This is a genomic window from Streptomyces sp. ADMS (assembly GCF_033441795.1).
Lineage (GTDB): Bacteria > Actinomycetota > Actinomycetes > Streptomycetales > Streptomycetaceae > Streptomyces.
Genome location: NZ_JAVFVX010000014.1, coordinates 104,319 through 115,461 on the forward strand (window position 1 = coordinate 104,319; position 11,143 = coordinate 115,461).

An 11,143-nucleotide genomic window follows, 5' to 3' on the forward strand; every position below is an offset into this window, starting at 1 on the left:
TGCGGGGGCGCGAGCAGGGTCCGACAGCTGAGTCCGGCTGCTCCTCAGGTGCGGGTCGCCCACACGTAGCGGTGTTCCGGGCGGCCCGCGTCGCCGTACTTGAGGGTCAGTCTTGCCCGTCCCGTGCGCTCCAGCAGCTTCAGATAGCGCTGGGCGGTCTGGCGGCTCACCCCGGTCCGTTCGGCAACCTCGTGGGCCGACAGGGGGCCTTCGGCGTTCACCAGGGCGCGGCGGACGAGTTCCGCGGTGGTGGGGGAGTGCCCCTTGGGCAGTTCGGGCTCGGGGCCGGAGGACAGGGCGCCGAAGATCCGGTCCACCTCGGCCTGTTCGGCCTCGCCGCCGCCGTCGAGGGTGCGGCGCAGTTCGGCGTACGCCTCCAGTTTGGCGCGCAGCCCCGCGAAGGCGAACGGCTTGACCAGATACTGCAGCGCTCCCTGGCGCATCGCCGCCTGCACGGTCGACACGTCCCGGGCCGCCGTCACCATGATCACGTCGGTATCGTGGCCGCGTCGGCGCATCTCCTGGACGACCGAGAGCCCTGTGCCGTCGGGCAGGTAGTGATCCATGAGCACGAGGTCGAGCTGTGGCAGCGCCTCCAGTTGTCGCAGTGCCCCGGCCGCACTGTGCGCCTCTCCCGCGACACGGAAGCCGGGCACCTTCTCCACATAGGCGGCGTTGACGCGCGCCACCCGGATGTCGTCGTCCACGACCAGGACCTCGATCATCCCGACTCCTCCTCGGCGGTGGCGGGGGGGACCGCGCCGGATGTGGTGGCGGCAGGTTCCGGGCACGGTACGTGGTCCGCCGCCGGGACGTGAACGTGCCGGGGTTCGACTGTCGGATCCGGCTCCGCGAGTGCCTCCGGCAGTACGACCGTGAACTCCGCGCCCCGGCCCTCGGCGTCCTCCACGCGCGCGCTGCCACCCTGCCGCTCCGCGAGCCGGCGTACCAGGGGGAGTCCGATTCCGCGCTTGCCGTGCGCCGGGGGCTTCTTCGTGGACCACCCCTCCGTGAAGATCAACTCACGCTGTTCCACGGGGATTCCGGGCCCCGTGTCGCGCACCCTGAGGACCGCGGTACGGCCCTCTGCGCGCAGTTCGACCTCCACGCGCGCGTGCGGAGTGCCCGCGACGGCGTCCAGCGCGTTGTCCACCAGGTTGCCGACCACGGTGACGAGCCCCCGGGGATCGACCAGTCGGTCCGGGAGCAGTGTCCGGTCCGAGACCCACAGGGCCACACCACGCTCCGCCGCCACGGTGGCCTTGCCGACCAGCAGCGCGGCGAGCAGCGGATCGCGGATCTTCTCTGCGACCTGTTCCGCGGTGGCCCGATGATCGCCGACCACCTCGCCGACGAACTCCACGGCGTCGTCGTACATCTCCAGTTCGAGCAGCCCCAGGAGCGTGTGCATGCGGTTGGCGTGTTCGTGGTCCTGGGCGCGCAGGGCGTCGAGCAGACCGTGTGTGGAATCGAGTTCGCGGCCGAGCTGCTCCAGTTCGGTGCGGTCGCGCAGGGTGGCGACGGCGCCCCCGTCGTCGGTGGGCATGCGGTTGGCGACCAGAACGCGCTGGCCGCGCACGGTGAGCAGATCGGTTCCGGTCACGCGGCCGGCCAGTACATCGGTCGTACGTCCGGCACCGAGCGCCTCGTCCAGGGAGCGGCCGACGGCCTCCTCGCCGATGCCCAGCAGACGCTGTGCCTCGTCGTTGAGGAGCCGGACGCGGCCCGCGCGGTCCAGGGCGACGACGCCCTCGCGGATACCGTGCAGTACGGCCTCGCGTTCCGCGAGCAGCGCCGCGATGTCCGAGAAGGCGAGGTCCCGGGTCTGGCGCTGCACCCTGCGGGAGATCAGCCAGGCGGCCAGGGCACCGACGGCCATGGCGCCACCGGCGTACGCGAAAAGTCCCGGGATCTGGTGGATCAGCCGGGCGCGCACGCTGTCGTACTCGATGCCGACCGACACCGCCCCGACGATCCTGCCGCCGGTGTCGCGCAGCGGTACCTTGCCACGGGCCGAGCGGCCCAGGGTGCCACTGTCGATCTCCATGACGTCCTTGCCGGCGAGGGCCTGGCGGGGGTCGGTGGAGACGACCCGGCCGATCTCCTTCGGATCCGTGTGCGACCAGCGCACGCCCCGCATGTCCATCACCACGACGTACTCGGCGCCGCTGGCCTTCCGGATGCGCTCCGCCTCGGCCTGTACCGGCCCGTCGACCGACGGCCGGCTTTCCTGCAGGTCCTCCGCGATCTGCGACTGGGCCGCGGTGGTCTGCGCGATGGCAAGCGCCCGGCGCATCGCCTGGTCGTCCAGCTGGTCACTGAGCGGCGCGAGGAACAGCCCGGTCGCGAGCACCGCGACTCCCGCGGCGATCGCCACCTGCATCAGCAGCACCTGCGAGAACATCCGCCGTGGCAGACCGAGGCGCAGGCGGCGTACGGGGGGAGTGGAGCTCATACCCATGACGGTACGGGGACGAGCGGGCCGTTCCGTAGTGGGGTATGACGTGGATCCCTTGATCAATGCGTGTACGGGAGGCATGAAAGGTGGGCCGAGGCTGTAAGGGATGCCGGTCCCGGCGTGGAGCGGTCAGTGCGCCGGAGTCGTGAACTCCAGTTCGCGCACCGCCACCACGTCCATCCGCGCCGGCGAGCCCAACGCCGATCCGCAGCTCTCCGGTCGAGGCGGCAGAGCGGCGCCCTGCGCCACCACGACACTCCACCGGCGCCCGTCCGCGTGAGTGACGGTCACCTCCCAGCGCGGCGCCGAGCCGTCCGTCCGTACGACGCTCAGCGCATCCGTCGCGTACTCGCGCGCCGCCGAGCGGACGGCCAGTTCCGCGGCCTGTCCGGGCCGTTCCCAGGCGGAGCAGCCGCGGCAGCCCTCCACGACGACACGCCCTTCGCGTACGCCCTGGAGGATCTCCTTGACGTGGGGGGCCTGAGCACGGCCGTACGCGTATCCGTACGGCAGGACGAGCAGCGTCGGCGAGAATCGGTGTCCGCCGAGGTGCGTGACCTCCCAGGCGCCCTCGACCCCGGAAGCGGCCAGTTCCGCCGCGAGGGGGCGGCCGAGCAGCGCACAGCAGCGGTCGCGCTTGCCGTTGGTGCAGACGAGTGCGAGGGGATCGCCCGTGTGGGGCCGCCCCTGCAGCGTGGTCTCGAAGGTCTGCGGGGCACCCTTGCCGAGCGCGGCGAAGTCGAGGTCGAGCAGTTGTTCGGGGCTGCGGGTCGTGGCGCTGTGCAGCCAGACGTTTCCGGGCGTGGTGTGGGCGGCGTACACCTGCCGCACGGCGGGCGTTCCGAAGTCGGCGTGGCGGCCGGGCCGGCGGATCAGCGCGATCCGTACGCCGGTGCCCTCCGCGGCCCTCTCCAGGGCGCGGCCGAGCGCGGGGTCCAGGTGGCTCGTGGTGAGCGCCTGGGCACCCCAGGGTCCGGACTGCTCCAGTAGCAGCCACGTCCTCGCGGTCGCCGCGGTGCCCGCGAGGGGCTCGTCGAGGTCCCGGGAGACGGTTGCGCACCTACTCACAGAGGTGAGCCTAACCTGACTTCGAGCGCGACGACTTCCAGCCGCGCGGAACGGGTGGTTCCGGCACGGTCGGGCTACTCCGGGAGCGGCTGCGGAGGGCGCTCACCCACGTAGGTCGGACGGGCGCATCCGCAGCGGACGCTCGCCGTACTCCTCGAGGGCGTGGGCGATCCAGCCCGCCGTACGGGCGACGGCGAAGATCGTCTCGCCTGCCGACGCGCCCATGCCGCAGGCGACGGTGAACACGGCCCAAGGTCCACGTTGGCGTGCAGCGGCGTGTGACGGGCGGTCGTGGTCACGACGTCCCGGGCGGCGGCGAGGGCGGGTGCGGTTTGAGGCATCTCCTCCAGGAGAGCGAAGAGGGCACGCGCGCGTGGATTCTCGCGTGCCGAGTGGCTCCGACCGGCGGAACCCGGCAGCGTCGTATGGCTGGAGAGCCCGCTCCAGTCGCACGAACACCCCGCAGCCAAGCACGGCTCGCCGACCGGCGGGGGAGGCGGAGAGGAGGCGCACGGAAGGAAGCGAGGGTCGCACACTCCGGCGCCATGCCCAACGTGTGCCCCGCCCCGGCTGCCGACAATCGTTCGCTCAGCGATGATTCCTCCGGCTCGTATCCTGGAGCGGCATTCGTTCCTGGTACGTGCGCGGCGCCGTGAGCCGGTGTGCGCGTCGGCGTGAGAGAGGTCGCAGATTGAGTCAGCCGGGTCCGGGCCAGAGCCCTCGGCAGATCCCCGTCATCGTCCTCGCCGGCTTCCTCGGTTCCGGCAAGACCACACTTCTCAACCATCTCCTCCACCGCGGCGGTGGCAGCCGTATCGGGGCCATCGTCAATGACTTCGGGGCCATCGAGATCGACGCCATGGCTGTCGCGGGGGCGCTGGGGGACTCCACCGTCTCCCTGGGCAATGGATGTCTGTGCTGTGCTGTTGATGCGAGCGAACTCGATGTCTATCTTGATCGACTCACTCGGCCCTCGGCCCGGATCGACGTCATCGTCATCGAGGCCAGTGGGCTCGCCGAGCCGCAGGAACTCGTGCGGATGGTGCTCGCCACTGAGAATCCCAGGGTCGTGTACGGAGGGCTCGTCGAAGTCGTCGACGCCGTCGAGTTCGACGACACCCGGGCGAAGCACCCCGAGATCGACCGGCATCTCGCCCTCGCCGATCTCGTCGTCGTCAACAAGGTCGGCCGGGTCGCCGACGGCGGTGAGCGGATCCTGGGGATCGTCCGCGGGCTGGTGGACCGTGCCGCCGTCGTCCCCGCCGACCACGGGCGCGTCGACCCCGAGTTCCTCTTCGACTGCCGGCCGACCGAGGAGCGCGTCGGGCAGTTGTCCTTCGACGACCTGCACGGTCACGGGGAGGAAGAAGACGGTCATGACGGCGGCGAGGGAGGCCACTCCGGGCATCTGCACGCCGCCTACGACAGTCTCTCCTTCAGTTCCTCGACCCCCCTCCATCCGCGCAGGCTGATGGAGTTTCTCGACAGCCGGCCCGAGGGGCTCTACCGCATCAAGGGGTACGTCGACTTCGGGCCGCACGACCGGGGCAACCGGTACACCGTGCACGCCGTCGGGCGGTTCCTGCGCTTCTATCCCGAGCGCTGGGCCGACGGCGAGGACCGGCTCAGCCGGCTCGTCCTCATCGGGTCCGGCATCGGACTGCCCGCCCTCGGCAAGGAATTGGAGGCCTGTATGGACGACGCCCCACACGCTGACGAGCACAGCATGTGGGGCGTCCTGAGGTACGTACAGGAGCAGAGCCCGGACGGCTCCGAAGCGGTCGGCTGAGCTACACCGGGCCCGCCACCACTCCCACCGTCTTCGGCAGGGACACGCCCGAGCCGTCGCGGCGCGGGTCCATCTCCGGGAGTTCCGCCGGGGTGCCGTTCTTCTGGGACGCGCGCGCCGGTGTCGGTCCCGCCCAGGCCAGGGACAGACAGTCCTCGCCCTTCAGGAACCGCTGGCAGCGGACACCGCCGGTGGCCCGGCCCTTGCGCGGGTACTGGTCGAAGGGGGTCAGCTTCGCCGTCGTCTGCACGGAGTCGTCCAGCGTGCCGCGTGAGCCCGCGGCAGTGAAGACGACCGCGTCCACCGCCGGGTCCACCGCCGTGAACGAGATCACCTTGGCGCCGTCCGTGAGCTTGATGCCGGTCATACCGCCGGCCGGGCGGCCCTGGGGGCGGACGTGGGAGGCCTGGAAGCGCAGCAGTTGGGCGTCGTCCGTGATGAAGACCAGATCCTCCTCGCCGGTGCGAAGTTCGATGGCGCCGACGATACGGTCGCCGTCCTTGAGCGTGATGACCTCCAACTCCCCCTTGTTGGACGGGTAGTCGGGGACCACACGCTTCACGACGCCCTGTTCCGTGCCGAGCGCGAGACCCGGGGACGACTCGTCGAGCGTCGTCAGACAGACCACCGTCTCCCCCTCCTCCAGGGAGAGGAACTCCGACAGCGGGGCGCCGCCCGAGAGGTTGGGCGCCGCCATCGTGTCGGGGAGCCGGGGAAGGTCGATGACGCTGATACGCAGCAGGCGGCCGGCCGACGTCACCGCGCCCACCTCGCCCCGTGCCGTCGCCGGGACCGCGGAGACGATCAGATCGTGCTTCGCGCGTCTGCTGTCCTCGTCCGCCGGGAACGGCTCGCCGTTCGCCGTACGGGCCAGCAGGTCCGTCGAGGACAGCAGGACCCGGCACGGGTCGTCGGCCACCTGGAGCGGCACCGCGGCGGCCGTGACAGAGCTCGCCGACTCCAGCAGCACCGTACGACGCTCGGTGCCGAACTTCTTGGCCACCGCGGCCAGTTCGGACGAGACCAGCTTGCGCAGCTCCGCGTCCGAGTCCAGGATCCGGGTCAGTTCCGCGATCTCGGCGGCCAGCCGGTCCTTCTCGGACTCCAGCTCGATACGGTCGAACCGGGTCAGCCGGCGCAGCGGGGTGTCCAGGATGTACTGCGTCTGGATCTCGGAGAGGGAGAACCGCTCCATCAGGCGTTCCTTCGCCTGCGCGGAGTTGTCGCTGGAACGGATCAGCCGGATGACCTCGTCGATGTCCACCAGCGCGGTGAGCAGGCCCTCGACCAGGTGCAGCCGGTCGCGGCGCTTTGCGCGGCGGAACTCCGAGCGACGCCTCACGACCTCGAAGCGGTGGTCGAGATAGACCTCCAGGAGCTCCTTGAGGCCCAGGGTGAGGGGCTGGCCGTCCACCAGCGCCACGTTGTTGATGCCGAAGGACTCCTCCATCGGCGTCAGCTTGTAGAGCTGTTCCAGGACGGCTTCCGGCACGAAGCCGTTCTTGATCTCGATGACCAGGCGCAGGCCGTGGTTGCGGTCGGTGAGGTCCTTGACGTCGGCGATGCCCTGGAGCTTCTTCGAGCCGACCAGGTCCTTGATCTTCGCGATCACCTTCTCCGGGCCGACGGTGAAGGGCAGTTCGGTGACGACCAGGCCCATCCGGCGCGCCGTCACGTTCTCCACCGACACCGTGGCGCGGATCTTGAACGTGCCGCGGCCGTTCTCGTACGCGTCCCTGATTCCGGTGAGGCCGACGATCCGGCCGCCGGTGGGCAGATCGGGGCCCGGGACGTGCCGCATCAGGGTGTCGAGGTCCGCGTTCGGGTAGCGGATGAGGTGACGGGCCGCCGAGATGACCTCACTGAGGTTGTGCGGCGGCATGTTCGTGGCCATACCGACGGCGATGCCCGACGCGCCGTTCACCAGCAGGTTCGGGAAGGCGGCGGGCAGCGCCACCGGTTCCTGTTCCTGGCCGTCGTAGTTGGGGGCGAAGTCGACCGTGTCCTCGTCGATGGACTCCGTCATCAGGGACGTCGCGTCGGCCATCCGGCACTCGGTGTACCGCATGGCGGCGGGCGGGTCGTCGTTGCCCAGCGAACCGAAGTTGCCGTGGCCGTCGACCAGCGGCACGCGCATGGAGAACGGCTGGGCGAGTCGCACCAGGGCGTCGTAGATCGACGAGTCGCCGTGCGGGTGCAGCTTACCCATGACCTCGCCGACGACGCGGGCGCACTTCACATAGCCGCGGTCAGGGCGCAGCCCCATCTCGTTCATCTGGTAGACGATGCGGCGGTGCACGGGTTTGAGGCCGTCTCGCGCGTCGGGCAGGGCTCGGGAGTAGATGACCGAGTAGGCGTACTCGAGGAAGGAGCCCTGCATCTCGTCGACGACGTCGATGTCGAGGATCCGCTCCTCGAAGTCATCGGGCGGCGGGGTCTTCGTGCTGCGGCGGGCCATCGCTGCCGGCTCCTTGCTGAGACGTGAACGGGATCTGACGCGGACCATTGTGGACTGCCGCACTGACAACGCGGACCAAGGCTCGTCCCTGCGGCGGTGTTGGGCGGTGGGCGACGATGCTGAAACGTACCGCCTGGCAGCCGGGGAATCTCGCTGTCGGCGTACGTCCGCCGGGAACTTCGCCAGCACTCCACACGCTTGCATACAGTGGCAGGACCGGCAGGAAATCAGCGGTTGCAACAACCGCATCCGCGATCGAAGGGACGTACATGCCCATGGGTCACACGGCCACAGCCGAGGCAGGCTCCGGCGGCCTGAAAGCGACCGAGCACCGCCTCGCCAACGGGCTGCGCGTGGTGCTCTCCGAGGACCACCTGACCCCGGTCGCGGCGGTGTGCCTCTGGTACGACGTCGGGTCGCGCCACGAGGTCAAGGGCCGTACCGGCCTCGCTCACCTCTTCGAGCACCTGATGTTCCAGGGCTCGGGCCAGGTGAAGGGCAACGGCCATTTCGAACTGGTCCAGGGAGCGGGCGGTTCGCTCAACGGCACCACCAGTTTCGAGCGCACCAACTACTTCGAGACCATGCCCACCCACCAGTTGGAGCTCGCCCTCTGGCTGGAGGCGGACCGCATGGGCTCGCTGCTCGCGGCCCTCGACGACGAGTCCATGGAGAACCAGCGGGACGTCGTCAAGAACGAGCGCCGGCAGCGCTATGACAACGTCCCCTACGGAACGGCGTTCGAGAAGCTGACCGCCCTCGCCTACCCGGAGGGCCACCCGTACCACCACACGCCGATCGGCTCGATGGCGGACCTCGACGCGGCGACCCTGGAGGACGCGCGCGCCTTCTTCCGCACGTACTACGCGCCGAACAACGCCGTCCTCTCGGTCGTCGGGGACATCGACCCCGAGGAGACGCTCGCCTGGGTCGCGAAGTACTTCGGATCCATCGCCGGGCACGACGGCAAGCCCGCGCCCCGCTCCGGCGCCCTGCCCGACGTCATCGGCGAGGAACTGCGCGAGGTCGTCGTGGAGGAGGTCCCCGCGCGCGCGTTGATGGCCGCCTACCGGCTCCCGGAGGACGGCACGCGCGCGTGCGACGCGGCCGACCTGGCGCTCACCGTCCTCGGCGGAGGCGAGTCCTCCCGCCTCTACAACCGGCTCGTACGGCGGGACCGTACGGCGGTGGCGGCCGGCTTCGGCCTGCTGCGGCTGGCCGGAGCGCCCTCCCTGGGCTGGCTGGACGTGAAGACCTCCGCGGACGTCGAGGTGCCGGTCATCGAGGCCGCTGTCGACGAGGAGCTCGCCCGGTTCGCCGCGGAGGGTCCCACCGCCGAGGAAATGGAGCGCGCTCAGGCCCAGTTGGAGCGCGAGTGGCTGGACCGGCTCGGCACGGTCGCGGGCCGCGCCGACGAACTGTGCCGCTTCGCGGTGCTGTTCGGCGACCCGCAGCTCGCGCTGACCGCTGTGCAGCGCGTGCTGGAGGTGACGGCCGAGGAGGTCCAGCAGGCCGCCAAGGACCGGCTGCGTCCCGACAACCGCGCTGTGCTCGTCTACGAGCCCACGACCGCCGACACTGCCACCGACGAGGAGGCGGCCAAGTGACCGAGCTCGCCACGATGGAGTTCCACCCCCAGCCCCAGGCGGGCGAGGCCAGGCCCTGGGCCTTCCCCGCACCCGGACGCGGCACGCTCGGCAACGGCCTGACCGTCCTGCGCTGCCACCGCCCCGGCCAGCAGGTCGTCGCTGTCGAGGTGCTCGTCGACGCCCCCCTGGAGGCCGAGCCGGCCGGTCTCGACGGCGTGGCCACGATCATGGCCCGGGCCTTCTCCGAAGGCACCGACAAGCACTCCGCCGAGGAGTTCGCCGCCGAACTGGAGCGCTGCGGCGCCACCCTCGACGCGCACGCCGACCACCCCGGTGTGCGCCTCAGCCTCGAAGTCCCCGTGTCGCGGCTCCCCAAGGCGCTCGGTCTGCTGGCCGACGCCCTCAGGGCGCCCGCGTTCTCGGACAGCGAGATCGAGCGGCTGGTACGCAACCGGCTCGACGAGATCCCGCACGAGACGGCCAACCCGGCCCGCCGCTCCGCCAAGCAGCTGTACAAGGAGCTGTTCCCGGCCGCCTCGCGTATGTCACGTCCGCGCCAGGGCACCGAGGAGACGGTCGCGAAGATCGACTCGCCGGCCGTACGCGCCTTCTACGAGAGGCACGTCCGCCCTGCCACGGCCACCGCCGTGGTCGTCGGCGACCTCACCGGCATCGACCTGGACGCGCTGCTCGGCGACACCCTGGGGGCCTGGACGGGCTCGTCGGCCGAGCCGCGGCCCGTGCCGCCGGCGACCGCCGACGACACCGGCCGGGTCGTCATCGTGGACCGACCGGGCGCTGTGCAGACCCAGTTGCTCATCGGCCGCGTCGGCGCCGACCGGCACGACCGTGTCTGGGCCGCCCAGGTGCTCGGCACGTACTGCCTCGGCGGCACCCTCACCTCCCGCCTGGACCGCGTCCTGCGCGAGGAGAAGGGCTACACCTACGGTGTGCGGGCGTTCGGCCAGGTCCTGCGCTCGGCCCCGGACGGCACGGGTGCCGCGCTGCTCGCCATCAGCGGCTCCTTCGACACCCCGAACACCGGTCCCGCCCTGGAGGACCTCTGGAAGGTGCTGCGTACGCTCGCGGCCGAGGGGCTCACCGACGCCGAGCGTGATGTCGCGGTGCAGAACCTGGTCGGCGTCGCCCCGCTCAAGTACGAGACCGCGGCGGCCGTGGCGAGCACACTGGCCGACCAGGTCGAACAGCACCTGCCCGACGACTACCAGGCGACGCTGTACCGGCAGCTCGCCGCGACCGGCACCGTGGAGGCCACCGCGGCGGCCGTGAACGCCTTCCCGGTGGACCGGCTGGTGACGGTCCTGGTCGGCGACGCGGCGACGATCGAGGAGCCCGTCCGGGCCCTCGGTATCGGCGAAGTGAGCGTCGTACCCGCCGAGTAGCGACACCGCCGTACACGGCAGGGGCCCCGGTGACAAATGCGTCACTGGGGCCCCTCTTGTCCATATTGATACGCAAGTTGCCCGTATTGATGGAGAGGTTGGCTGTCTGCACTGTGGCATGCGCTACAAAACCCGTGATCGGTTTGTCGTTTGAAAGATCCCCCGCTTAGCGTCTGTCCGTCTGTCCGTCATGCAGTGCGCCGCAGCCGCGGCACCGGACAGTCATCGCCGAGTCCCCGTACGGCGCGAGCCAGGGGAGCCGGGGACCCACAATGTGCAGTCCCTGGGGTGAATCGGACGCCCGCGCGTGCAGCGAGGGGGCCCGTAGGAGACCTTCCTGCTCCGAACCCGTCAGCTAACCCGGTAGGCGAGAAGGAA

The 11,143-nt window shown here is 70.6% G+C and carries 7 protein-coding genes, 1 pseudogene and 1 riboswitch; of the genes and pseudogenes, 3 read left to right on the forward strand and 5 right to left on the reverse strand.

What is annotated here, in order from left to right:
* Positions 1-44: 44 nt before the first annotated feature.
* From RB628_RS09470 to RB628_RS09485, 4 genes and pseudogenes are all read right to left on the reverse strand, one after another.
* Positions 45-725 carry a response regulator gene (locus RB628_RS09470; RefSeq protein WP_318319872.1) on the reverse strand — a complete coding sequence of 227 codons (681 nt, stop codon included), beginning with the start codon at positions 723-725 and terminating at the stop codon, positions 45-47.
* Positions 722-2,455: a sensor histidine kinase gene (locus tag RB628_RS09475; protein WP_318319873.1), complete on the reverse strand. Its 1,734-nt coding sequence runs from the start codon at positions 2,453-2,455 to the stop codon at positions 722-724. The genes RB628_RS09470 and RB628_RS09475 overlap by 4 nt, the downstream gene beginning before the upstream one ends.
* Before the next feature lie 132 nt (positions 2,456-2,587).
* A complete protein-coding gene (locus tag RB628_RS09480; protein ID WP_318319874.1) occupies positions 2,588-3,526 on the reverse strand; it encodes a sucrase ferredoxin in 939 nt (312 codons plus the stop codon).
* A 74-nt stretch (positions 3,527-3,600) separates the two neighbouring features.
* A pseudogene (locus tag RB628_RS09485) lies at positions 3,601-3,909 on the reverse strand (citrate/2-methylcitrate synthase); the annotation flags it as partial.
* A 308-nt stretch (positions 3,910-4,217) separates the two neighbouring features.
* Between RB628_RS09485 and RB628_RS09490 the strand changes: the two are divergent.
* Positions 4,218-5,315 carry a GTP-binding protein gene (locus tag RB628_RS09490; protein WP_318319875.1) on the forward strand — a complete coding sequence of 366 codons (1,098 nt, stop codon included), beginning with the start codon at positions 4,218-4,220 and terminating at the stop codon, positions 5,313-5,315.
* Position 5,316: 1 nt separating this feature from the next.
* Here the strand turns inward: RB628_RS09490 and RB628_RS09495 are convergent, their stop codons facing one another.
* Positions 5,317-7,773: a DNA topoisomerase IV subunit A gene (locus RB628_RS09495; protein ID WP_318319876.1), complete on the reverse strand. Its 2,457-nt coding sequence runs from the start codon at positions 7,771-7,773 to the stop codon at positions 5,317-5,319.
* Positions 7,774-8,042: 269 nt separating this feature from the next.
* Between RB628_RS09495 and RB628_RS09500 the strand changes: the two genes are divergently transcribed.
* Positions 8,043-9,380 (forward strand): pitrilysin family protein, encoded by a 1,338-nt coding sequence (locus RB628_RS09500; protein ID WP_318319877.1) that lies wholly within the window; start codon positions 8,043-8,045, stop codon positions 9,378-9,380.
* Complete coding sequence (locus tag RB628_RS09505) at positions 9,377-10,765, forward strand: pitrilysin family protein (RefSeq protein WP_318319878.1); 1,389 nt, start codon at positions 9,377-9,379, stop codon at positions 10,763-10,765. Before RB628_RS09500 ends, RB628_RS09505 begins: the two co-directional genes overlap by 4 nt.
* Positions 10,766-10,981: 216 nt before the next feature.
* A riboswitch (cyclic di-AMP (ydaO/yuaA leader) is annotated at positions 10,982-11,143 on the forward strand. This riboswitch is flagged as partial in the annotation.